The organism is Tabrizicola sp., from assembly GCF_030694085.1.
Classification (GTDB): domain Bacteria; phylum Pseudomonadota; class Alphaproteobacteria; order Rhodobacterales; family Rhodobacteraceae; genus Tabrizicola.
In genome coordinates this window covers 108,509-131,841 of the sequence record NZ_JAUXZE010000082.1, presented here as the reverse complement: position 1 = coordinate 131,841, position 23,333 = coordinate 108,509, and the positions used below count along the sequence as shown (strand labels likewise).

At 63.7% G+C, this 23,333-nt stretch carries 23 protein-coding genes; 15 read left to right on the top strand and 8 right to left on the bottom strand.

Annotated features, from left to right (window positions below):
• Positions 1 to 146 precede the first annotated feature (146 nt).
• The 5 genes from Q8M85_RS19270 to secB all read left to right on the top strand — a co-directional run bounded on the left by Q8M85_RS19270 (position 147) and on the right by secB (position 4,825).
• On the top strand, positions 147 to 1,088 hold the full coding sequence (locus Q8M85_RS19270) for a substrate-binding domain-containing protein (RefSeq protein ID WP_305547591.1): 942 nt from the start codon (positions 147 to 149) through the stop codon (positions 1,086 to 1,088).
• Positions 1,089 to 1,196: 108 nt separating this feature from the next.
• Positions 1,197 to 2,309, top strand: coding sequence for an ABC transporter permease (locus Q8M85_RS19265; protein WP_305547589.1), 1,113 nt, complete (start codon positions 1,197 to 1,199; stop codon positions 2,307 to 2,309).
• 5 nt (positions 2,310 to 2,314) lie between these two features.
• Positions 2,315 to 3,082, top strand: a complete 768-nt coding sequence (locus Q8M85_RS19260; RefSeq protein ID WP_305547587.1) for an ATP-binding cassette domain-containing protein — start codon at positions 2,315 to 2,317, stop codon at positions 3,080 to 3,082.
• Between the two features lie 39 nt (positions 3,083 to 3,121).
• Positions 3,122 to 4,123: an inositol 2-dehydrogenase gene (gene iolG, locus Q8M85_RS19255; RefSeq protein WP_305547585.1), complete on the top strand. Its 1,002-nt coding sequence runs from the start codon at positions 3,122 to 3,124 to the stop codon at positions 4,121 to 4,123.
• 183 nt (positions 4,124 to 4,306) lie between these two features.
• The gene (gene secB / locus Q8M85_RS19250; RefSeq protein ID WP_305547583.1) at positions 4,307 to 4,825 is read left to right on the top strand and encodes a protein-export chaperone SecB; all 519 of its coding nucleotides are present in this window, start codon (positions 4,307 to 4,309) and stop codon (positions 4,823 to 4,825) included.
• A 79-nt stretch (positions 4,826 to 4,904) separates the two neighbouring features.
• Here secB and dnaQ read toward each other — a convergent pair whose 3' ends face one another.
• The 4 genes from dnaQ to Q8M85_RS19230 are packed head-to-tail and all read right to left on the bottom strand — an operon-like array spanning position 4,905 to position 7,651.
• A complete protein-coding gene (gene dnaQ, locus Q8M85_RS19245; RefSeq protein WP_305547581.1) occupies positions 4,905 to 5,642 on the bottom strand; it encodes a DNA polymerase III subunit epsilon in 738 nt (245 codons plus the stop codon).
• Positions 5,635 to 6,231 carry a dephospho-CoA kinase gene (gene coaE / locus Q8M85_RS19240; RefSeq protein ID WP_305547579.1) on the bottom strand — a complete coding sequence of 199 codons (597 nt, stop codon included), beginning with the start codon at positions 6,229 to 6,231 and terminating at the stop codon, positions 5,635 to 5,637. The genes dnaQ and coaE overlap by 8 nt, the downstream gene beginning before the upstream one ends.
• Entirely contained in the window at positions 6,228 to 7,067 is an 840-nt protein-coding gene (locus Q8M85_RS19235; protein ID WP_305547578.1) for a shikimate dehydrogenase, read from the bottom strand. The genes coaE and Q8M85_RS19235 overlap by 4 nt, the downstream gene beginning before the upstream one ends.
• Positions 7,064 to 7,651, bottom strand: coding sequence for a nucleoside triphosphate pyrophosphatase (locus Q8M85_RS19230; RefSeq protein ID WP_305547577.1), 588 nt, complete (start codon positions 7,649 to 7,651; stop codon positions 7,064 to 7,066). The genes Q8M85_RS19235 and Q8M85_RS19230 overlap by 4 nt, the downstream gene beginning before the upstream one ends.
• Positions 7,652 to 8,062: 411 nt before the next feature.
• Between Q8M85_RS19230 and Q8M85_RS19225 the strand changes: the two genes are divergently transcribed.
• From Q8M85_RS19225 to Q8M85_RS19190, 8 genes are all read left to right on the top strand, one after another.
• A complete protein-coding gene (locus Q8M85_RS19225; protein ID WP_305547576.1) occupies positions 8,063 to 8,524 on the top strand; it encodes a CopD family protein in 462 nt (153 codons plus the stop codon).
• Positions 8,518 to 9,417 carry a hypothetical protein gene (locus Q8M85_RS19220; protein ID WP_305547574.1) on the top strand — a complete coding sequence of 300 codons (900 nt, stop codon included), beginning with the start codon at positions 8,518 to 8,520 and terminating at the stop codon, positions 9,415 to 9,417. The genes Q8M85_RS19225 and Q8M85_RS19220 overlap by 7 nt, the downstream gene beginning before the upstream one ends.
• Positions 9,418 to 9,534: 117 nt before the next feature.
• A complete protein-coding gene (rho, locus tag Q8M85_RS19215; RefSeq protein ID WP_305547573.1) occupies positions 9,535 to 10,806 on the top strand; it encodes a transcription termination factor Rho in 1,272 nt (423 codons plus the stop codon).
• Between the two features lie 13 nt (positions 10,807 to 10,819).
• Positions 10,820 to 12,103, top strand: coding sequence for a tRNA uridine-5-carboxymethylaminomethyl(34) synthesis GTPase MnmE (gene mnmE, locus Q8M85_RS19210; protein WP_305547571.1), 1,284 nt, complete (start codon positions 10,820 to 10,822; stop codon positions 12,101 to 12,103).
• A gap of 24 nt (positions 12,104 to 12,127) precedes the next feature.
• Positions 12,128 to 13,990, top strand: coding sequence for a tRNA uridine-5-carboxymethylaminomethyl(34) synthesis enzyme MnmG (mnmG, locus tag Q8M85_RS19205; protein ID WP_305547569.1), 1,863 nt, complete (start codon positions 12,128 to 12,130; stop codon positions 13,988 to 13,990).
• Positions 13,987 to 14,616 carry a 16S rRNA (guanine(527)-N(7))-methyltransferase RsmG gene (gene rsmG / locus Q8M85_RS19200; RefSeq protein ID WP_305547567.1) on the top strand — a complete coding sequence of 210 codons (630 nt, stop codon included), beginning with the start codon at positions 13,987 to 13,989 and terminating at the stop codon, positions 14,614 to 14,616. Before mnmG ends, rsmG begins: the two co-directional genes overlap by 4 nt.
• A complete protein-coding gene (locus Q8M85_RS19195) occupies positions 14,609 to 15,412 on the top strand; it encodes a ParA family protein (protein ID WP_305547565.1) in 804 nt (267 codons plus the stop codon). Before rsmG ends, Q8M85_RS19195 begins: the two co-directional genes overlap by 8 nt.
• Positions 15,413 to 15,414: 2 nt before the next feature.
• Positions 15,415 to 16,314 (top strand): ParB/RepB/Spo0J family partition protein, encoded by a 900-nt coding sequence (locus Q8M85_RS19190; RefSeq protein WP_305547563.1) that lies wholly within the window; start codon positions 15,415 to 15,417, stop codon positions 16,312 to 16,314.
• On the opposite strand, the gene hemW is transcribed toward Q8M85_RS19190, so the two are convergent.
• Genes hemW through rph form a run of 3 tightly spaced genes read right to left on the bottom strand, consistent with a single transcriptional unit; the run spans position 16,315 to position 18,823 of the window.
• The gene (hemW, locus tag Q8M85_RS19185; RefSeq protein ID WP_305547561.1) at positions 16,315 to 17,502 is read right to left on the bottom strand and encodes a radical SAM family heme chaperone HemW; all 1,188 of its coding nucleotides are present in this window, start codon (positions 17,500 to 17,502) and stop codon (positions 16,315 to 16,317) included.
• Positions 17,502 to 18,107 (bottom strand): RdgB/HAM1 family non-canonical purine NTP pyrophosphatase, encoded by a 606-nt coding sequence (gene rdgB / locus Q8M85_RS19180; protein WP_305547559.1) that lies wholly within the window; start codon positions 18,105 to 18,107, stop codon positions 17,502 to 17,504. Before rdgB ends, hemW begins: the two co-directional genes overlap by 1 nt.
• Entirely contained in the window at positions 18,107 to 18,823 is a 717-nt protein-coding gene (rph, locus tag Q8M85_RS19175) for a ribonuclease PH (RefSeq protein ID WP_305547557.1), read from the bottom strand. The genes rdgB and rph overlap by 1 nt, the downstream gene beginning before the upstream one ends.
• A 73-nt stretch (positions 18,824 to 18,896) precedes the next feature.
• On the opposite strand from rph, the gene hrcA reads away from it, so the two are divergent.
• Both hrcA and Q8M85_RS19165 read left to right on the top strand, forming a co-directional pair.
• The gene (gene hrcA / locus Q8M85_RS19170) at positions 18,897 to 19,967 is read left to right on the top strand and encodes a heat-inducible transcriptional repressor HrcA (protein WP_305547555.1); all 1,071 of its coding nucleotides are present in this window, start codon (positions 18,897 to 18,899) and stop codon (positions 19,965 to 19,967) included.
• 15 nt (positions 19,968 to 19,982) lie between these two features.
• Positions 19,983 to 20,513: a nucleotide exchange factor GrpE gene (locus Q8M85_RS19165; protein WP_305547553.1), complete on the top strand. Its 531-nt coding sequence runs from the start codon at positions 19,983 to 19,985 to the stop codon at positions 20,511 to 20,513.
• 51 nt (positions 20,514 to 20,564) lie between these two features.
• Here Q8M85_RS19165 and mutS read toward each other — a convergent pair whose 3' ends face one another.
• Positions 20,565 to 23,183, bottom strand: a complete 2,619-nt coding sequence (gene mutS, locus Q8M85_RS19160; RefSeq protein WP_305547551.1) for a DNA mismatch repair protein MutS — start codon at positions 23,181 to 23,183, stop codon at positions 20,565 to 20,567.
• Positions 23,184 to 23,333: the final 150 nt, after the last annotated feature.

The following is a 23,333-nucleotide window of genomic DNA, read 5'->3' as shown; positions in this document are numbered from 1 at the left end:
AGAATCGGTTGACGCAAGGAAGGCAACTCCTCAGTCTGCGGTATCGGGACTGACGAGTTCATCCGTGGCGCGCAGGGAGGCGACGTCACGGCAATCAGAATTGAACCGCTGTATGGACAGCGGGCAATAACCGGGAGGAGTGACCCATGAAGAAGACCCTTATCGCTGCAGGCCTTGCCTCGCTGATGAGCACCACCGCGATGGCCGAAGGTATCGGCGTGTCGATGGCGCTTTTCGACGACAACTTCCTGACCGTGCTGCGCAACGGCATCCAGGAACAGGCCGATTCGGCCGGCCTGTCGGTGCAGATCCAGGATGCCCAGAACGATGTCGCCAAACAGCTGGACCAGATCAACAACTTCATCGCCTCGGGCGTCGATGCGATCATCGTGAACCCGGTCGACACCTCGGCCACGCAAGCCATGTCGGATGCGGCAGCTGCTGCGGGCGTGCCGCTGGTCTATGTGAACCGCCAGCCGATCAACGTCGACACGCTGCCGGACAACCAGGCCTTCGTCGCCTCGAACGAATCCGAATCGTCGCGCCAGGGTTTCATCGAGCAGTGCAACCAGTGGAAGGCGGCCGGCAAGGACGAGGTCAGCGTCTACGTCATGCAGGGCGAGTTGTCGAACCAGGCCGCAGTGCAGCGCACGCAGAACTACTATGATGTGATGGAAGCCGGCGAATGTGCGGTGAAGGTCAACATCATCGACCAGCAGACCGCCAACTGGTCGCGGGACCAGGCCCAGTCGCTGATGACCAACTGGCTGTCGACCGGCGCAGCCTTCGACGGCGTGCTGGCCAACAATGACGAGATGGCGCTGGGCGCGATCCAGGCGATGAAGGCCGCTGGCATCGGCATGGACGCGGTCATCGTGTCGGGCGTCGATGCGACGCAGGACGCGCTGGCCTCGATGCAGGCGGGGGAACTGGACATCACCGTGTTCCAGAATGCGGCGGCCCAGGGCGGCGGCGCGCTGGACGCGGCGGTCAAGCTGGCTGCGGGCGAGGCGGTCGACCAGAAGGTCTACGTCCCGTTCGAACTGGTGACGCCCGCGAACATCGACGGCTACCTGTCGAAGAACTAAGCCCCTTCCGGGCACCTATGGGGCGGCTGGCAGCAGTCGCCCCGTTTTTACTGGCGCAGATCGGTTAGCATCGGCCAGCCTTATTGCATCCTGGGGGAGGAGGGCGACGTGGCAGAAGCAACGCATGGCCTTGGCGGCTTGAAGTACGATCCGGCTAAGCGCACCCGCGCACCGGAGTGGAACGTGTTCGGTGCCCTGGTCCTGATCGTCCTGATCTTCGAGATCCTGAACCGCATGCAGGGCGGGTCCTTCCTGTTCAACATGCGCGACAACGTGGATGCGATCTTCAACCAGCAGCGACTGGACATCATGATCCTGCAGGTCGCGATCATCGGAATCATCGCTTTGGGGGTGACGCAGGTCATCATCATCGGCGGGATCGACCTTTCGTCGGGGTCCGTGGTGGGCGCGACGGCGATGGTAACGATGAGCTTTGCCCAGACCGCGCTGGTCAATGGCAACCCCAACCCCAAGGCCATCTTTGGCGACTGGGCGATGGACCTGCCGGTCATCGTGCCCATCGTGATCGGCCTGGCCTGCGGGCTGCTTGCCGGACTTATCAACGGGTTGCTGGTCGCCTACACCAAGATCCCACCTTTCATTGCCACTCTGGGGATGATGGTCTCGGCCCGCGGGGCAGCGCGTTGGTGGTCGAACGGTCAGCCGGTCAGCTTTCCGACGGCTGAATATGGCTCTCTTGCCAATGGGGACCTTCTGGGAGGCATGACCTTCGGTCTCTTGTCGTGGCCAGGCCAGAACCCCGCCGTGGTTTTCGTCCTGCTGGCGGTCCTGTTCCACGTCATCATGACCTACACGCTGTATGGCAAGCGGTCCTATGCCATCGGATCGAACGAGGCTGCGGCACGGATGTCGGGGATCAACACCGACCGGCACAAGGTGCTGGTCTATGCCATCGCCGGGGTCCTGGCGGCGGTTGCGGCGGTGCTGCTGACCTCGAAAAACCTGACCGCGCAGGCTGGCATGGGGGTGATGTATGAACTCGACGCCATTGCGATGGCGGTGATCGGGGGCGTCTCATTGGCCGGGGGTCGGGGGTCGATCCTGGGGACGGTGCTTGGGGCGGCGATCTTTTCGGTGATCATCTCGGGCTTCACCTCGATCAAGCTGGACGCCTACTATCAAGAGATGGTCAAGGGCGCGATCATCGTCGGCGCGGTGGTGCTGGACCAGTGGCGTCAACGCAAACGGACCCGGGGGTAACGGCCATGTCGAAAGTCATTCTGGAAACCCGTGGCCTGACCAAGCACTACGGCGGCGTGCATGCGCTGGACGACGCGAACTTCATCCTGCACGAGGGCGAGCATGTCGCCGTGGTGGGCGACAACGGGGCGGGAAAATCCACCTTTGTCCGCCAGGTGACGGCGGTGGAACAGCGGACTTCTGGCGACGTCATCTTTGACGGTCAGCCGGTCAGTTTCTCCGGCCCGCTGGAGGCGCGGCAGGCCGGGATCGAGACGGTGTTTCAGACTCTGGCACTGGCCGACGATCTGGACGTGCCTTCGAACCTGTTCCTCGGGCGTGAGTTGTTCAAGTTCAAGCTGGGGCCGTTCTCCTGGCTCGACCGCAAGACGATGCGCGACCGGACGATGGAGGCTTTGGCGACCACGGCGGTCAAGATCCCCAACGTCGACAACCCGATCCGCAACATGAGCGGCGGCCAGCGGCAATGCGTGTCGATCGCCCGGACGGCGGCCTTTGCGTCGAAGCTGGTGATCATGGACGAACCGACGGCTGCGCTTGGGGTGCAGGAAACGGCTCAAGTCGAGAACATCATCCGGGGCCTGAAGGACCGGGGCATCCCGATGATCCTGATCAGCCACAATCTGCGGCAGGTGTTCGATCTGGTGGACCGGATCGTGGTTTTCCGTCGCGGCCGTATCGTCGCCTCCTTGCGGAAGGACGAGACCGACGGCAATGACATCGTGAGCTATATCACGGGCGTGAAGGGCGGCACGGACGCCACTTACGCCTGACATTCGAAAGCCGGGGTCAGCCCGGGACAAGGAGAGACTATGACGATCAGGTTCGGGCTTCTGGGTGCGGGGCGCATCGGGAAGGTTCATGCGAAGGCAGTTTCCGGCAACTCTGGGGCAAAGCTGGTGGCGGTGAGCGATGCGGTGCCGGCGGCGGCGCAGGCGATTGCGGACCAGTATGGCTGCGAGGTGCGTTCGATTGATGCGATCTGCGCGGCCAAGGATATCGACGCGGTGGTGATCTGCACGCCGACCGACACCCACGCCGACCTGATCGAGCAGTTCGTGAAGGCCGGCAAGGCCGTGTTCTGTGAAAAGCCCATCGACCTGTCGCTGGCCCGGGTGAAGCAGTGTCTGGAGGTCGTCCGCGCCAACAGGGGCACGCTGATGGTCGGCTTCAACCGCCGCTTCGATCCGCATTTCATGGCGGTGCGGGGCGAGATCGACAATGGGACCATCGGGACCGTCGAGATGGTGACGATCACCAGTCGCGACCCCGGCGCGCCTCCGGTCGATTATATCAAGCGGTCGGGTGGGATCTTCCGGGACATGACGATCCATGACTTCGACATGGCGCGGTTCCTGTTGGGCGAGGAAGTCGCCGAAGTCTCGGCGATGGCGGCGGTTCTGGTGGACCCGGCGATTGGCGCGGCGGGGGACAGCGATTCCGTCCAGGTGATGCTGAAGACGGCCACGGGGAAGATGGCGGTGATCTCGAACTCGCGCCGGGCGACCTATGGCTACGACCAGCGGATCGAGGTGCACGGGTCGGCGGGGTCGGTCGCGGCCGAGAACCAGCGGCCGGTTTCCATCGAGGTCGCGACGGGGGCGGGCTATACCCGGCCGCCGCTGCATGACTTCTTCATGACCCGATATACCGAGGCCTATGCAGCCGAGATCGCGGCCTTTATCGACGCGATGGCGGGCAAAGCGAAGGCTTCGCCGTCGGGTGAGGATGGGCTGCTGGCCCTGGCCCTGGCCGAGGCGGCGCTGATGTCGGTCGCGGAAGGTCGCGTCGTCAAGATGGGCGAGATTCTGTAAGGCCGTCCACCGTGGACAGTTTTGCGGACCGCGTAATTTCAGTGGCTTGCGCGCGCTGATTCAGGAACGGTTAAGGAATGGCCGACCTTCGGGGTCGGCCATTTCGGTTTGGAGAATCCGCAGGATTGAGGGCCGCACCCTGACCTGATAGAAGGCGGCAAGTCCGCTGAGGAGTGACCCGATATGGCAGAAGAAACCCCGGCCGGGAACGGCGCAGCCGCTACGCAGCCGCAAGTCAAGATGCAGGTTCTGGCGCAGTATGTGCGCGACCTGTCCTTTGAGAACGTGGTGGTCCAGAAGGGCCTGACGGCAGGAGAGGTCCAGCCGGACATCCAGGTCGCGGTCAGCCTGGACGCCCGCAAGCGCCCGGTGGCGAACCAGTACGAGGTGATCACCAAGTTCAAGGTCACCTCGAAGAACAAGGTGAATGGCGACGTGCTGTTCATGCTGGAGCTGGAATATGGCGGCACTTTCCATATCGAAGGCGTGACGGACGAGCAGATCCATCCATTCCTGCTGATCGAATGTCCGCGGCTGTTGTTCCCCTTCGTGCGCCGGATCATCTCGGACGTGACGCGCGACGGTGGGTTCCCGCCGCTGAACGTCGATACCGTCGACTTCATGGCGCTGTACCGGCAAGAGCTGGCCCGTCGGGCGCAGGCGCAGGCGGCCTCGGCTGCACCGGCACAGCAGGTCAACTGACGGTTCCCCCCCTCACCTCGCCCCTCTCCCCCTGGGGAGAGGGGCGCCAGGTGGACCGGCGGTTCCCGGAACGCCGTATTCAGGCTTCCTTCTTCCAGATCGCGGCATCGCCAAGCTTGGCGAGCATCGCGGCATGGGCGGCAAGCTCTTCCCCGGTGATGCGGGGCGGCAGGGGTTCAGGACGCGGGCGGGGGCGCCAGGTGATGGCTTCGCCCGAGGCGTTGCGGGCGGGGGCCGGGGCAACACTGGCGAGAACAAGGTCAGGCTGGCGGCCGCCGATCAGCTCCAGATAGACTTCGGCAAGGATTTCGCTGTCCAGAAGCGCGCCGTGCTTTTCGCGCATCGAGTTGTCGATGTTGAAGCGGCGGCAAAGCGCATCGAGCGAGGCCGGGGTGCCGGGGAATTTCGACCGGGCAATCATCAGGGTGTCGGTTGCGCGCGAAAATGGCACGCCGGGCAGGCCGCAACGTTCCAGTTCGTGATTCAGGAACTTCATGTCGAAGGCGGCGTTGTGGATCACCAGCTGCGCATCGCCGATGAAATCTAGAAAAGCCTGACCGATCCGGGCAAAAACCGGCTTGTCGCGCAGCGTGACACCGCCGGGGACGGGTTTCCCGGGGGTTTCCAGGATGTCATGGCCGATCCCGTGAACCTCGAACGCGCCCATCGGCATCCCGCGTTCGGGGTTGATGTACTGGTGATAGGTCCGGCCCGTCGGCAGGTGGTTGTAAAGCTCGACCGCGCCGATTTCGACGATGCGGTGGCCCTCGGCGGGTTCAAAGCCGGTGGTTTCGGTGTCGAGGACGATTTCACGCATCTTGGGTCCGCCGGATGTCTGCCAGCACATCTTTCACCGCCTGTCGGGCGGCTTCAAGGCTGGTCGTGGGGATGATGTAGTCGGCCCGCGCGCGTTTTTCCGCGTCGGGAAGCTGGCGGGCGAGGATGGTCTGGAACTCGGCTTCCGTCATCGCGCCACGGGATAGCACGCGGTCGCGCTGGATGTCAGGTGGGGCGGAAACGACGGCGACGGCGTCACAGGCGCCATCGAGGGCGATCTCATAGAGCAGCGGCACGTCGAGGAGGACGATTTCGGCGGCTGCGTTGGCCGTTAGGAACCGGGCGCGGTCCGCAGCGACAAGGGGATGGACGGCGGCGTTCAGGCGGTCGAGGACTGTGGCGTCGGCCTGGATCAGGGTGCGGAGCGTGGCCCGGTTCACACTTCCATCTGCGTCGATGGCGGTGGGAAAAAGGGCGCCGATGGCAAGTGCTGCGGGCTCGCCGGGTTGGTAAAGGCGGTGGACCGTCGCGTCGGCGTCCCAGACGGGGACACCCTCGTCAGCGAACATCTGCGCCGTGGTCGATTTGCCCATGCCGATGGAGCCGGTCAGGCCAAGGACGAAGGTCATGCCGAAAGGACAGCCTTGCGGGTGGCCTCGTCCACCTCGGGGCGCTGACCGAACCACCGTTCAAAGCCGGGGGCAGCCTGGTGCAGAAGCATGCCAAGGCCGTCGACGATGGTGGCACCGCGTTCTTCGGCCTCGATCAGGAACTGGGTCTTGAGCGGGGTGTAAACGAGGTCATTGCAGAGCGCGTTCGGGTTAAGCTTGTCAAGGTTGATGCGAAAATCGGCCTTGCCGGTCATCCCAAGCGAGGTGGTGTTGATGACGGTTGCGGCGTCGTCCAGTAGATTGCCGGCCTGAACCCATTCATGAACGTGAATCTTCGCGCCGAAATCGGAGCGGATGGCGTCGGCGCGGGCTCGGGTGCGGTTGGCGAGGCGGATTTCGGGGACACCGACCTCGATCAAGGCGGCAACGACAGCACGGGCCGCACCACCGGCTCCCAGCACGACGGCGGGGCCGGAGCCGGGGGCCCAGTGCGGCGCGTTCTGGCGCAGGTTGGCGATGAAGCCGGACCCGTCGGTGTTGTCGGCATGGATCTTGCCGTCCTTGCGGAAGATCAGCGTATTGGCCGCCCCGATCAGCGCGGCGCGGTCAGTGACGACATCGGCGATCTGAAGAATTGCCTCCTTGTGCGGGATCGTGACGTTGCAGCCGACGAAGCCAAGCTCGGGCAGGGTGCGCAGAAGGCGGGAAAGGTCCAGGGGGGCGATGTCGATCGGGATGTAGTGACCTTTGATCCCATACCGCTTGAGCCAGTAGCCGTGCAGCGCGGGGCTGCGGCTGTGGGCTATGGGATGGCCCAGGACAGCAGCAAGCGGGATGCGGGGGTGGTCGGTCATGTGGCGATCATGCCCCGGTTCCCAAGCCATGCCAACAGCGGCAAAAGCGGTAGGCCAAGAATGGTGAAATGGTCGCCGTGGATGGCAGAGAACAGGCGGACGCCTTCCTCCTCGACCTTGTAGCAGCCGACAGAGTGGCGGATGCTGTCCCAGTTTCTGGTGACGTAGTCGTCGAGGTAGGCGTCGGAGAACTGGTGCATCGTCAGGCGGGCTTCGACGATGGTGCGCCAGACAGGTTCGGCGTTTTCGTAGACGACGACGGCAGAGAGGAGCTTGTGGGTCTTGCCTCTCAGTTGGCGAAGCTGGGCGCGGGCGTCGTCGGGGGTTTGGGGCTTGGCGAAGGTCTCGCGGTCCAGGGCGAGAACCTGGTCGCAGCCAAGGACAAGGTCGGCCGGGTGCTTCTCGGCGACCTTGCGGGCCTTCATCTCGGCCAGGGCGTCGGCGATGTCGCGCGGGGTTGCGCCTTCGGCGACAAGGGCATCGCGGATCGTGGCTTCGTCGACGCGGGGGGCGATGGCAGTGGGGTCCAGGCCGGCGGCGCGGAGCATCTGCAGGCGGGTCGGAGAGGTGGAGGCGAGGATCATGGGGGCTGTGGATATCCGCGGTTTGTTCCTGGGCCCATTTCGGGCGGGAAAGGGGTTGTGGCGGTGGTCTGTGGGTATCGAGGGTGGTCCGGGACGATCCGGCCAGAGATATCCCGCTGTGCACGGGCTTGTCACGCCGGACGGGAGAAATGGTTGTCAGGGGGTCGGGACAGAGCGAGGTTGTGGATGAAGCGCGGGTACGGTTCATTTTAACCATATGAAATAAATCGACAATGTGGAAACAGTCCGAAGGGGGTGGGGGTTTTCCCGAACTTGTCCCCAGGGCCCTCCCTGTGGATGGGTCTGGGGGCGAGTGGGACAATCCCGTTCTGCACAGGCCCTACATCAACAACATTCCTTCTTTCATTCTTTCTTTATAGAAGAAGAACGAACGCGCTTTTGGTGGACAAGATGCTAGAGACGATCACGGATTTCCTGGCCGACTGGTATCTGGTGACAAAGTCGCTGCATGTGGTGTCGGTGATCTCGTGGATGGCGGGGATCTTTTACCTGCCCAGGTTGTTCGTCTATCACGTCGAGCAGGTGCAGGCCGGGTCGGCCACCGACACGATGTTTCAGACGATGGAACGGCGGTTGCTGCGCGGGATCATGAACCCGGCGATGATCGCGACCTGGGTTTTCGGGCTGGCGCTGGTGTTCACGCCGGGGGTGGTGGACTGGTCTTTCGTCTGGCCCTGGTTCAAGGCGGGGGCGGTGCTGGGGATGACCTGGTTCCACCATTGGCTTGGCTTGCGCCGCAAAGAGTTCCTCTCGGGCACCAACAGCCGGGCCGGGCGGACCTACCGGCTGATGAACGAGGTTCCAACCATCCTGATGCTTGTCATCGTCTTCTCGGTGATCATGAGATGGTAAGGCTCGCCTGCCTTCTGGTGCTTTGTGCATCACCGGGTTTCGCGCAACTGTTGTCCGATGGACGGGACCGGCGCGAGATCCCCTTTGTGGTCGTCGATGGCAAGCCCATGCTGGAGGTGACGGTCAATGGTCAGCCCGGCCAGATGATGCTGGACAACGGCACGCCCGAGACAGTGATGCTGAACCGCGAAGCGGCCGACCTGGCACCGGGACAAGAGGTGGCGCGGGGCAATGCCGCCTCGGGTCAGCCGATCATTGTCATGCTGCACGATGCGCCAGTGCTAGCGGTGGACGGGCAAGCGATGGAACTGCCTGCGAAGGTGGTCAGTGGCGATTTTGGTTTTGTCGAGGCCGGGTTTGGTGCGGGCTTTATGGGGTTCCTTGGCTCTCCTTTCGTCGAGCCGCATCCGTTCCTGCTGGATTATGCGCGAAAGCGGCTGGTGGTGCTGCGGGCCGGGACCTTTGCCCTGAGCCCGCAGGACGTGCGGGGCGAGATCGTCTTTTCCTACTGGAAGGGCGAGCAGCCCACTGCGGCGGTGCGGATCGGTGAGGAGGCGATGCTGGTGGACTTCGATACGGGCGACAACGGGACGCTCTACCTGCGCCCCGCAACGCAGGCGGCGCTGGCACGGGCCGGACTGCTGACCGGCGGACCAGACCTGTGGAAACTGAAGTCGATCCGCCTGGGGGATATGGAGTTCGGCCCGCTTACGGTCACGCTGGTGCAGGCAGGTGGCCCCAAGGATTTTCGTCGCAGCGGCCCGGCCGATTTCCTGCGACTTGGCGCAATCTTCCTGGCCGATACGCCGACGCTGTGGGATTTTCCGCGAAATCGGCTGATCTTCCTGGCCCCGGCGGCCGCGTTGTTTGCCGATCCGGCTTTGCCAGATTGACTTGGCACTCCGCCGCGGTATAAACGGGCGCCGCAGGGCCGTCCGGTCCATCGCATCTCCCGTTCCAAATCCGCCGAGACCCCCCGCGAGAGGGCGTGGTCCGCCCAAAGGTATTCCATGACTGTCGAACGCTTGAACCTTTCTGAACTCAAGGCCAAGACCCCGGCCGACCTTCTGGCGATGGCCGAGGAGTGGGAGATCGAGAACGCCCCCAGCATGCGCAAGGGCGAGATGATGTTCTCGCTTCTGAAAGAGCACGCCGAGGAAGGTTGGGAGATCGGCGGAGATGGCGTGCTGGAAGTGCTGCAGGATGGGTTCGGGTTCCTGCGCAGCCCGTCCGCAAACTATCTACCTGGCCCGGATGACATCTATGTCGGACCCGAGATCCTGCGCCAGTTCTCGTTGCGCACAGGCGATACCATCGAAGGACTGATGCAGGCCCCGAAGGACAACGAGAAGTATTTCAGCATGACCAAGGTCACGCGGATCAACTTCGACGACCCGGAAAAGGCGCGCCACAAGGTCCACTTCGACAACCTCACGCCGCTTTACCCCGATGAGCGGCTGAAGATGGAAGTCGAGGATCCGACGATCAAGGACCGTTCGGCCCGGATCATCGACCTGGTGGCCCCCATCGGCAAAGGCCAGCGCGGGCTGATCGTGGCCCCGCCGCGCACGGGCAAGACGGTGCTTCTACAGAACATCGCCAACTCCATCGCGATGAATCACCCGGAGTGCTATCTGATCGTCCTTCTGATTGACGAACGCCCCGAGGAAGTCACCGACATGCAGCGCACGGTGAAGGGGGAGGTTGTCGCCTCGACCTTCGACGAACCGGCGACGCGGCACGTGGCAGTGGCCGAGATGGTGATCGAAAAGGCCAAGCGTCTGGTCGAACACAAGCGCGATGTGGTGATCCTGCTCGACTCGATCACCCGTCTGGGCCGCGCATTCAACACGGTTGTTCCAAGCTCGGGCAAGGTGCTGACCGGCGGTGTGGACGCCAACGCCCTGCAGCGGCCGAAACGCTTCTTTGGTGCCGCCCGGAACATCGAGGAAGGTGGGTCGCTGACCATCATCGCCACCGCGCTGATCGACACCGGCAGCCGGATGGACGAAGTGATCTTCGAAGAATTCAAGGGCACGGGGAACTCGGAAATCGTGCTGGACCGCAAGGTCGCCGACAAACGCGTGTTCCCGGCGATGGACATCCTGAAATCCGGCACCCGGAAAGAGGACCTTCTGGTCGACAAGATGGACCTTCAGAAGACCTACGTCCTGCGTCGCATCCTGAACCCGATGGGGACGACGGATGCGATCGAATTCCTGATCTCGAAGCTGAAGCAGACCAAGTCGAACAGCGAATTCTTCGAGTCGATGAACACCTGACAGGCGGCTGGCGATGGACACGATCTATGCCCTCGCCACGGCGCGGGGTCGGTCGGGCCTCGCCGTGGTACGGATCTCGGGACCGGCGGCGTTTGCAGCCGGTCTTGCGCTTTGCGGGTCGTTGCCTGCTGCGCGCGTTGCGGGGCTGCGGCGGGTGACTTGGGGCGGCGAACTGCTGGATGAGGCGCTGGTGCTGTGCTTTGCCGAGCGCGCGAGCTTCACCGGCGAGGCGGTGGTGGAGCTGCATTGTCATGGCGGGCCGGCGGTCGTGGGCGCGGTGCTGCGAGCCTTGTCTGCGCAACCGGGCCTGCGGCTGGCAGAGCCGGGGGAGTTCACGCGGCGCGCTCTGGATAATGGCGTCCTGGACCTGGCGCAGGTCGAAGGGTTGGCCGATCTGATCGACGCCGAGACCGAGGCGCAGCGGCGGCAGGCCGTGCGGGTGCTGTCGGGGTCGGTCGGGCAAAAGGTGGAAGGCTGGCGGCGCGATCTGATCCGGGCAGGGGCCTTGCTGGAGGCCACGATCGACTTTGCGGACGAGGACGTTCCGGTGGACGTCTCGCCCGAAGTGCTGACGCTGATCGACGGGCTGATGGCCGACCTGGGGCGCGAAGCGGCCGGGGTGACCGCAGCGGAACGCATCCGCGACGGGTTCGAGGTGGCCATCGTGGGCGCGCCCAACGCGGGAAAGTCGACGCTGCTGAATCAGCTGGCGGGGCGCGAGGCGGCGATTACCAGCGAGATTGCCGGGACGACGCGCGATGTGATCGAAGTTCGAATGGAGATTGCCGGGCTGCCGGTAACTTTCCTTGATACGGCGGGCCTACGTGAGACCGGGGATCGGCTGGAACGCGCCGGGATCGAGCGGGCCCTGGCCCGGGCCGAAGCGGCGGATTTGCGGCTTTTCCTGTCGGATGGCTCACGCCTGCTGTTGGAGCCGACTGGTGATGATCTTGTGGTCTGGGGCAAGGCGGATACCATATCTGGTCAGCTTGGCCTTGCGGTCTCGGGCAAGACTGGGCAAGGCGTCCCCGAATTGATGGCCCGGATCGGTGAAATCCTTGGGGACAGGGTGGGCTCTGCGGGCGCCTTAGTGCGCGAACGTCATCGCGTGGCTGTTACAACGGCGATTGCTTCTCTGGCCGAGTCACGGGCGGAAGTGGTAAGACCCGACTCGCGCGTCGAGCTGGCGGCGGAACATCTGCGGCAGGCTGTGCGAGCGTTGGATGCGCTTGTCGGCCGCGTAGATGTGGACGATCTGCTCGGCGAGATTTTCGCCAGCTTCTGCATCGGCAAGTAGGGAGTGTTCCCAAGGATGTTCCACGTGAAACACTACGATGTCATCGTGATCGGCGGCGGCCATGCGGGCGCCGAGGCGGCAGCGGCAGCGGCCCGGATGGGTGTGTCGGTTGCGCTGGTGACCCTGCGCGTGGAAACACTGGGCGCGATGTCCTGCAATCCGGCGATTGGTGGCCTGGGCAAGGGTCACCTTGTGCGCGAGATCGATGCGCTGGACGGCTTGATGGGCCGGATGGCGGACCGCGCGGGTATCCAGTTTCGCCTGTTGAACCGCCGGAAGGGACCGGCCGTGCAGGGACCGCGGGCCCAGATTGACCGGCGTTTGTATCGTGAAGCGATGCGGGCGGAACTGCTGGCGACGCCGGGCCTGGACGTCATCGAGGGCGAAGTCGCCGGGTTGCGGCTAAGCGGCGGTGCTGTGGCCGGGGTCGTTCTGGCCTCGGGGGTGGATCTGGCCTCGGGTCGAGTGGTGCTGACAGCGGGAACTTTCCTGAACGGCGTCATCCACATCGGCGACCGGCGGATGTCGGGGGGTCGGATGGGCGATTCGCCTTCGCGTCTGCTGGCCTCGCAACTTGCCGAGTTGGCGCTTCCGGTGGGGCGGCTGAAGACGGGCACACCGCCGCGGCTGGATGGGCGGACGATCGATTGGGCGCAGCTGGAAAGCCAGCCCGGGGATGAGGTGCCGTCGGTTTTCTCGTTCCTGAACCGGGTCCCGGAAGCACGTCAGATTTCGTGCGGAATCACACATACTTCCGAGGCGACACACCAGATCGTGCGAGACAACCTGGGTCGATCTGCCATGTATGGGGGGCATATCGAGGGTGTTGGCCCGCGTTATTGCCCATCCATCGAGGACAAAGTCGTGCGCTTTGCCGACAAGACCTCGCATCAGGTGTTCCTGGAGCCGGAGGGGCTGGACGATCATACGGTCTATCCGAACGGGCTTTCGTCCTCGCTGCCCGAAGAGGTCCAGCACGCCTATATCCGAACGATCCCGGGGCTGGAGGAGACGGTAATCCTGCAGCCAGGCTATGCGATCGAGTATGACTACTTCGACCCGCGCGGATTGCACAGGACGCTGGAAACCCGGGCCGTACAGGGGCTTTACTTCGCCGGCCAGATCAACGGAACAACGGGGTATGAGGAAGCGGGAGCGCAAGGGATTGTAGCCGGGCTGAACGCTGCCGCTGCATCTAGCGGTCGGGAGCCGGTCGAGTTCAGTCGGACCGACAGCTACATTGGCGTGATGATCGATGACCTGACGTCGCGTGGTGTGACGGAGCCCTATCGGATGTTCACCTCTCGCGCCGAGTTCCGGCTGACAGTCCGCGCGGACAACGCAGACCGGCGGCTCACGCCAATCGGGCTGGACCTCGAGTGTGTCTCTGCGGCGCGGCGCGATGCGTTTCTGAAGAAACTGGAAGCCCTGGAAACGGGACGGGACATGCTGTCCGGTGTGACGATGGGACCCAAGGCTCTGAACGAGGCGGGAATTGCAGTGAGCAGGGACGGGGGAAAGCGGACAGCCTATGACGTTCTGTCGCTTCCCGGAGTGGAGGTCGATGGCATTGTGAAGGCGTTTCCCGTCTACAATATGTTGGGCCGAGAGGTTCTTGAACTGCTACAGATTGACTCTACCTATAATCAGTATGCCGATCGGCAGGCGAGGGAAGTCGCTGACTTGCGGCGCCAGGAGACACAACGTATTCCCGACGGCTTCGACTACAGCCGCATTTCAGGCCTCTCCAACGAGCTGAAGCAAAAGCTTACGCGTGTCGCACCGGACACAATCCTGCAGGCATCGCGCATAGAGGGCGTTACTCCAGCAGCGCTGCTTCTGATCCTTGCGCATTTGCGCAAGCCCGGCGAAAAGCTTGCAGGATGACGGCTTCGACTGATTTTGCTGTGGCCGGAGTCAATGTTTCACGTGAAACATTCGAGGCTCTGCGGGCGTACGAAGCGCTTGTGCTGCGCTGGAATCCAGCGATAAATCTCGTCAGCAAGAAGTCTCTGCCGGAGCTGTGGGATAGGCACATCGCAGATTCTGCACAAGTATTCGCACTTTGTCCACACGACGCCACATCCTGGGCGGACCTTGGATCGGGTGGCGGCTTCCCGGGGCTTGTTGTGGCTGTGCTTGCTAAAGAGCTACAGCCAAAGCTTCACGTAACGCTTGTCGAATCAGACCTGCGAAAAGCCACTTTCCTTCGACAGGCTGCACAAGCCCTAGCTTTGGACGTGACTGTCAGAAGCGAACGAATCGAATCGCTAAAGCCTTTGGATGTCGACGTTCTGTCCGCGCGTGCGCTCGCTCCTCTGTCCGAGCTTCTTGGCTTTGCCAAACTGCACTTATGCCGCGCCGGCGTCGCGATCTTCCCTAAAGGCGCACGATATCAGGACGAGATCTCTCAAGCTCGCAAGGCCTGGGACTTTGAAGTTGACACGCAGCCAAGCTTGTCCGAAGGCGAAGCCGCACTTCTTGTGATCAGGAATATTCACCGCCATGTCTGACCACCCCCATATCCTTGCATTGGCCAACCAGAAGGGCGGCGTTGGCAAGACGACGACCGCGATCAACCTGGCTGCCGGACTTGCCGAGCTGGGCAAGAAGGTCCTGTTGGTGGACATTGATCCGCAGGGAAACTCTTCGACCGGGCTTGGTGTGCGGCCGGATGCGCGCAAGAAGACAAGCTATGACTTGATCGTCGATGGTGTCGATCTACTGGATGTTGTTATGGAAACCAACATTCCAGAGATCATGATCATTCCAGCGAATGCAGATCTGTCTTCGGCGGACCTGGACATCGTTTCCAACGAAAAGCGCAGCTACTTGCTGCATGATGCGCTTCGTCGGCCAGAAATGGACGGATACGGCTTCGACTACATCCTGATCGACTGCCCGCCAGCCTTAAGCCTGCTGACAGTGAATGCGCTTGTTGCTGCCCATTCCGTGCTTGTGCCCCTGCAGTGCGAGTTCTTTGCGCTGGAAGGCCTTTCGCAGCTGATGCTGACGATTCGCGATGTGCGGCGATCAGCAAACCCGGACCTGCGGATCGAAGGTATTGTGTTGACCATGCATGATCGCCGCAACAGGTTGACGGCGCAGGTTGAAGCCGACGCCCGCGCGAATATGGGCGACCTGGTGATGAGGACGACGATTCCCCGGAACGTGCGAATCAGCGAAGCGCCTTCCTATGCACTGCCCGTGCTGACCTATGATACCGGCTCCAAAGGAGCCGAGGCCTATCGAGCCCTGGCGAAGGAAATCGCCGACCGCCGTAAAACTCCAGAAGTTTCAGAGGCCTGAGCATGTCCAGCAAGAACGAGAAGCGCGGTCTTGGCCGTGGTCTATCGGCCCTGATGGCCGATGTGCATCTGGCGGGCCCCGAGCAGATGGCTATGGCGCGAAAAGCAGAACTGCACGTGCCGGTCGACAAACTGGAGCCGAACCCCCAGCAGCCCCGCATGGATTTCCGCAAGGAAGACCTGGATAGCCTGGCCGATTCGATTCGGCAGAAGGGGGTGATTCAGCCCCTTATCGTGCGGCGGAAGCCGGGCCGCGACGTGTACGAGATCGTTGCCGGTGAGCGGCGGTGGCGGGCCGCGCAGTTGGCGCAACTGCACGAAGTTCCTGTTGTCGTGCGGGACCTTAACGATACCGAGGTCCTCGAAGTTGCGATCATCGAGAACATACAACGAGCCGACTTGAACGCGATCGAAGAGGCGCTGGGCTTCCGGCAGTTGATGACTCGATTCGGGCACACGCAAGAGAAACTGGCCGAAGCACTGAGCCGGAGCCGCAGCCACGTGGCGAACTTGCTGCGGTTGCTGACGTTGCCGACAGACGTGCAGGACATGGTGCGCGACGGGGCGCTGTCGGCCGGTCACGCTCGGGCGCTGATCGGTAGCGCGAAAGCGGCTGAACTGGCAGCGCAGATCGTTGCCAAGGGGCTGTCGGTTCGGGAAACCGAACGCCTGGTGAAGGTGCAGGAAAGCGCGAAGCCCTTGACGTCGAAGGCCCGGAATGTGCCCGAAAAGGATGCGGATACCCGGGCGTTGGAGGCGGATCTGGCGGCTAACCTGAAGCTGCCGGTGCGGATCGACCATTCTACCGGCAGCGAAAGTGGAGAGCTGACGATCCGCTACGCTTCGCTTGAGGATCTCGACAGGTTGTGTCGGATTCTGTCGCAGCTACCAGATGAAGATTGATCAGCCAGCGCTTTGCCGACCCGCCAGCAGCGCCCGCAGGATGCCGTTCAGCATCATGACGCCGGTTTCGGTCGTGTGGATGCGGTCGCCGTCCTGGTGAAGGAAGCCCAGGGCAGTCACCTCGGACAGCGCTGCGGCTGACAGCGGCGCACCGGCCAATGCGGCGAAGCGGCTGAGGGAAGCACCCTCTTTCAGGCGCAGCGCGAACATCAGGTATTCCGAGGCGCGATCCTCGGCCGACAGCCGGTCCGTCGCCTCGGCACTTCCGGGCAGGGACAGGGTTCGGTTGAGCCAGGGGGTCGGCTGGCGTTCCGCCTCGGTCGCGAACCGGGCTGATTCGAGGGTCAGGCGGCCGTGAGCGCCGGGGCCGATTCCCACATAGTCGCCCATCCGCCAGTAGATCAGGTTGTGGCGTGATTCGTCGCCGGGGCGGGCGTGATTCGACACCTCGTAGGCGGGGAGACCGGCGTTGCGGGTGATCTCTTGCGTCAGTTCGAACATGTCGGCGGAGAGGTCCTCTTCCGGCAGGCCCTTGAGGAGGTTCTTGGCATGCATCTGGCCGAAGACCGTCCCGTCCTCGATGGTCAGCTGGTAAAGCGAGAGGTGTGAGGTGCCGAAGTCCAGCGCGCGGAGGAGTTCGTCGCGCCAGGCCGGAAGCGTCTGGTTCTGGCGGGCATAGATCAGGTCGATCGAGACTCGGTCGAAGGCGGACTGAGCGATGGCGATGGCACTAGCTGCCTCATCAACCGTGTGCATCCGGCCGAGGCGGCGGAGGTCTTCGGGGTCAAGGGACTGGATTCCAAGGGAAACCCGGTTCACCCCGGCTTTGGCGTATCCTTCGAAGCGGGCGGCCTCGACGCTGCCTGGGTTGGCTTCCAGGGTGATCTCGATGTCGTTCGCGAGGGTCCAGGTCGCGCGGGTGCGGTCGAGGATGCCTTGCAAGGTGGCGGCTTCCATCAGGGACGGGGTGCCGCCGCCGAAGAAGACGGTGTTCAGGATGCGGCCTTCGGTCAGGGCGCCGATACGGTCGATTTCGGCTTCGAACGCCTGAAGCCAGCGGGATTGATCGATCCGTGCCGAAACGTGGCTGTTGAAGTCGCAGTAGGGGCATTTCGACTGGCAGAAGGGCCAGTGTATATACAGGCCAAATCCGGCGTGGCGCCAATCTTCATAAGCCGGGGCAGCCATCAGGGAAACAGGGCCGTGACAAGCTTCTGGAAAGCATCGGCGCGGTGGGAGAGGCGGTTTTTCTCCCAGCGGTCCATCTCGCCGAAGGTCTGGGTATAGCCGTCGGGCATGAAGATGGGGTCAAAGCCGTGGCCCTGTTCGCCGCGACCCGGCCAGACGAGGCGGCCGGGGGATTTTCCTTCAAAGACAAGGTCTTGGCTGTCCGGGTGGGCAAGGACGAGCGTGCAGCAGAATTGGGCGGTGCGGGGTTCGGGGGCGTGGATGGCCTCAAGCTCGCGCCAGACGCGGGTCATTCCCACGGCGAAGTCGCGGCCTTTCGAGGTGGTGGCCCAATCGGCGGTGAAGACACCCGGCGCGCCATTCAGCGCATCGACAGCGAGGCCGGAATCGTCGGCCAGCGCGACCAGACCGGAGGCCCTTGCGGCGGCGTGGGCCTTGAGGCGCGCGTTGCCAACGAAAGTGGTCTCTGTCTCTTCGGGTTCGGGCAGGCCTAGGTCCCCAGCCCCGACGACGGTTACATCGAAAGGGGCCAGAAGATCGGCGATCTCTTCCAGCTTGCCACGGTTGTGCGTGGCGACCAAAAGGCGATCCCCGCGCTTCAGCATCACAGACCCAGGGCGGCCCGCTGTGCCGAAACCAGCGCCGCGTTGCCCGCACGGGCGAGGTCGAGGAGTTGCAGAAGTTCGTCCTGGCTGAAGGCTGACCCTTCGGCGGACATCTGCACCTCGATCAGCTTGCCGGCGCCGGTCATGACAAAGTTGCCGTCGGTCCCGGCTGCGGAATCCTCGGGGTAGTCGAGGTCAAGCAAGGGTTGGCCGGCGTAGATGCCGCAGGACACAGCGGAAACGTGATCCAGCATCGGATCCGACACGATCACGCCCGAGGTCAAAAGCTTGTTCACCGCCAGACGCAGCGCAACCCAACCGCCGGTGATCGAGGCGCAGCGGGTGCCGCCGTCGGCCTGGATCACGTCGCAATCGACGACGATCTGCCGTTCACCCATGGCCTGACGGTCCACGCCCGCGCGCAGGGACCTGCCGATAAGGCGTTGAATTTCCTGCGTCCGGCCCGATTGCTTGCCCGCCGCCGCTTCCCGGCGCGTCCGGGAGTTCGTGGCGCGGGGCAGCATCCCGTATTCCGCAGTCACCCAACCCTGGCCGGTGTTCTTCAGGAACGGGGGTGCCTTGTCCTCGATCGTGGCGGAGCAAAGGACATGCGTGTCGCCCATCTTGATCAGGCAAGAGCCTTCGGCGTGCCGCATCACGTTGGTTTCGATTGAAACCGCCCGTAGATCGCTTAATTTTCTGCCTGACGGGCGCATTGCTGGACCTTTCGCTGGAATGCGGCCACATATGCAACCACGGGCACCGGATGCAAGGCCGATTGCTGAACCGATGACAACGCCGCAACCAATCCTCAGCGACATGAACGATCGGACACGTGAGGTCTTCCGCCGCGTGGTCGAAGGCTATCTCACCTCTGGCGAACCCGTGGGGTCCCGCACCCTGACGCGGTCGTTGTCCGAAAAGGTCTCGGCCGCGACGGTTCGGAATGTCATGCAGGACCTGGAGTATCTGGGGCTGCTGGACAGCCCGCACATCTCGGCCGGGCGAGTTCCGACCCAGATGGGGCTGCGGATGTTCGTCGACAGTCTTCTGGAAGTGGGCCAGGTCGCCCCCGAGGATCAGGAAAAGATCGACGCCACGCTGGGGGTTAACGACCAGGATGTGACCTCGTTGCTGGACGAAGTCGGCGCGGCGCTGTCGGTGATTACGCGCGGCGCAAGCGTGGTTCTGGCCCCGAAGCGTGAAGCGGCGATCCGGCATATCGAGTTTGTCAGCCTGGCCGCCGACCGGGCGCTGGTGGTGCTGGTCTTTGCAGATGGTCAGGTGGAGAACCGGGTTTTCGTGCCGCCGCCGGGGCAGACGCCCTCGTCGATGCGCGAGGCGGCGAATTTCCTGAATGTGCTGGCCGAGGGACGGACCCTGTCCGAACTGCGGGCGAACATCGTGTCGGAAATCGGCAAACGGCGACAAGAGATCGATTCGCTGGCGCGCGAGATGGTGGAAAGCGGCTTTGCCCTGTGGGAGAACGCGGGCGAGCCTTCGGAGCGGTTGATCGTGCGCGGCAGGTCCAATCTGATCGGCGAAGCGGCGGATCAGTCCGAGATCGACCGAATCCGCGTCCTGTTCGATGATCTTGAACGCAAGCGCGACATCGCCGAATTCCTGAACCTTACCGAGGCGGGCGAAGGCGTGCGCATTTTTATCGGTTCAGAGAACAAGCTTTTCTCACTTTCCGGTTCAAGTCTGGTGGTTTCTCCCTATATGAACGCTGATCGAAAGATCATCGGCGCGGTGGGCGTCATCGGACCGACCAGGCTGAACTATGGCCGCATCGTTCCGATCGTCGACTACACCGCCCAGCTGGTGGGCCGCCTGGTCAGTGACCGCGGCAAGGGCTGAAGAAGGACGTTGCGAATGTCGCAGGAAGAAACCGCCTCTCCGCAGGTGGACGTAGAAGAGTTTGAAGCCCAGGACGCTGGTGAGCTTGAGGCCCTGAGGGCTGAACGCGACGAGCTGCGGGACAAGTTCATGCGGGTGCTGGCCGACGCCGAAAACTCGCGCAAGCGGGCCGAGCGGGACCGGAAAGAGGCCGAGATGTACGGCGGGACGCGTCTGGCACGCGACCTGCTGCCGGTCTACGACAACCTGAACCGGGCGATCCAGGCGATCCCCGAGGAAAGCCGGGCAACTTCGGCGGCGCTTATCGAAGGGGTCGAGCTTACGTTGCGCGAGCTGACCAATGTGATGACCAAGCACGGGATCACGATGATCTCGCCTGCCGTGGGCGACCAGTTCGACCCGCAGTTGCATCAGGCGATGTTCGAAGCTCCGCTGCCGGGGACGAAGGCCGGTCAGATCATCCAGGTGGCGACCGAAGGCTTCATGCTGTTCGACCGCCTGCTGCGCCCGGCGCAGGTCGGGGTGTCTTCGAACACGGCAGGGTAAGATCGTAGGGTGCGCTACAGCGCACCAACCGACGGTGCGCTGTAGCGCACCCTACGACAACCCCTTGATTTCATAGATCAGTTTCAGGGCCTCCATTGGTGTCAATTCGTCCGGGTGGATGTCCTTCAGCCGCTCTTCCACCGCTGAGGTCTTCTGCTTCGGCGGTGGGGGCGCAGGCGGTGCGGCGCGGAACAGCGGCAGGTCGTCGATCAGCGTGGCCTGCTTGCCACCCTCTCGTTCGCCCTTCTCCAGCGCCTCAAGCACGACTTTGGCCCGTTCGATGACCGTGTGCGGCAGGCCCGCAAGACGCGCGACCTGCACGCCATAGCTGCGGTCGGCGGCACCTTCGCGGACCTCGTGCAGGAAGATGACGTCGCCTTCCCATTCCTTCACCGTGACGGTGGCATTCTTCACGCCCGGCAGCTTGCCAGCCAGGGCGGTCATCTCGTGGTAATGCGTGGCGAAGAGGGCGCGGGAGCGGTTGACCTCGTGCAGATGTTCGAGGGTCGCCCAGGCGATGGAGAGGCCGTCATAGGTCGCGGTGCCGCGTCCGATCTCGTCCAGGATCACAAGCGCGCGGTCGTCTGCCTGGTTCAGGATCGCGGCGGTTTCGACCATCTCGACCATGAAGGTTGACCGGCCCCGCGCAAGGTCATCGGAGGCCCCGACCCGGCTGAAAAGCTGGGAGACAAGGCCGATGCGGGCTTGGGTGGCCGGGACGTGGGAGCCTGCCTGCGCGAGGAGGGCGATCAGGGCGTTCTGTCTAAGGAAGGTGGATTTCCCGGCCATGTTTGGTCCGGTCAGCAGCCAGATCGCGGGTGTGTCCTTGTCGGTCAGGGCGCAGTCGTTGGCGACGAAGGGCTGGCCCTGTAGCCGAAGGGCGCGCTCCACCACCGGGTGCCTCCCCCCGATGATCTGGAAGGCGCGGCTGTCGTCGACCGTGGGCGCGCACCAGTTTTCCTCGGCGGAAAGGTCGGCGAAGGCGGCGGCGACGTCGATCTCGGCCAGGGCGCGGGCGGCCAGCGCGATGGGGGCGGAGTGGTCGAGGATTTCGGCTTTCAGGGCGGTGTAGTGGCGCTTTTCGATTTCGAGGGCGTGGTTGGCAGAGTTGAGGATGCGCGTTTCGAGGTCGGAGAGGGCGAGGGTGGTGAAGCGGACCTGTCCGGCGGTGGTCTGGCGGTGGATGAAAAGCTCCGGCATGGCGCGCATGCGGTCTTCGTGGGTGGTGGTGGTTTCGATGAAGTAGCCCAGCACGTTGTTATGCTTGATCTTGAGGCTCTGGACCCCGGTAGCCTCGATGTACTCGGCTTGCATCCGGGCGATGACGCCTCGGCCCTCGTCGCGTAGGCGCCGGGTGTCGTCGAGCTCGGGGTCGTAGCCGGGGGCGATGTAGCCGCCGTCGCGGGTGAGGAGCGGGGGTTCTGCGACGAGGGCTTGGGTGAGGAGTTGGACGAGGGCGTCATGGCCGACAAGGGCTTGCGCCGCCTCGGTCAGGAGGGGCGGGGCGTCGGTCAGGAGTTGGGCGATGCGGCCGGATTGTTCCAGACCGGCGCGGATGGCGGTCATGTCGCGGGGGCCGTCGCGGTCGAGGGCCATGCGCGAGAGGGCGCGGTCTATGTCGGGGACACGACGGAGGGCTTCCCGGAGTTGGTCGCGGAGGCTGGGGACTTCGAGGAGGTAGTCGAGGGCGGCCTGGCGTGCGTGGATGATGTGGAGGTCGAGCGAGGGCGAGGAGAGGCGGCGCTCGAGGAGGCGCGCCCCGCCTGCTGTGACGGTGCGGTCGATGGCGGCAAGGAGTGAGCCTTCGCGGCCTCCTGACAGGGCTTGGGTCAGTTCCAGATTGCGGCGGGTTGCGGCGTCGATCTGCATCGTGCCGCCTGCGGGTTCGCGGACCGGCGGTCGCAGGAGCGGCATCTTTCCGCGCTGGGTGAGGTGGAGGTAGTCGACGAGGGCGCCCATTGCCGAAACTTCGGCGCGGTCGAAGGTGCCGAAAGCGTCGAGGGAGGCGACGTGGAAGAGGTCGCAGAGGCGTTTTTCGGCGTTGGTGGAATCGAAGCTGCCGCGGCTGAGGGGGGTGATGGCGAGGCCGGGGTCAAGGGCCGCGGTGATCTCGGTTTCGCGGGCCTCGGACAGGAGAAGCTCACGCGGGGCGATGCGGGCGAGGTCGGGGGACAGGCGGGTGAGCGAGGAGGGCATCACCCGGAATTCACCCGTCGAGATGTCGGCCCAGGCGAGGGCGGCCTGGTCGCGGACTTCCGAATAGGCGGCGAGGAAGTTGTGGCGGCGGGCTTCGAGGAGCGAATCCTCAGTCAGCGTGCCGGGGGTGACGAGGCGGACGACGTCGCGCTTCACGACGGATTTGGAGCCGCGTTTCTTGGCCTCGGCGGGGTCTTCCAGCTGTTCGGCGATGGCGACGCGGAAGCCCTTGCGGATCAGGGTGAGGAGGTAGCCTTCGGCGGAGTGGACCGGGACGCCGCACATGGCGATGGGTTCGCCCTGGTGAAAGCCGCGCTTGGTGAGGGCGATGTCGAGGGCGGCGCTGGCGCTGGCGGCGTCGTCGAAGAACATCTCGTAGAAGTCGCCCATCCGGTAGAAGAGGAGCGCGCCAGGGTTCTGGGCCTTGATGTCCAGATACTGCGCCATCATCGGCGTGACGGTGTCTTCGGTCATTTTTCCCCCTGCTGCGGGGCAGAGTATCGGTTTGGTGGGGGTCGGGGAAGGGGGGTGTCCACGGTGGACAAAGCTTGGATGTCCTTTGTTTTCAGTCACTTGGTCGCAGCCGTTTACCGGATGTTAGGATTTTGATTTCCGGCGTCTCCG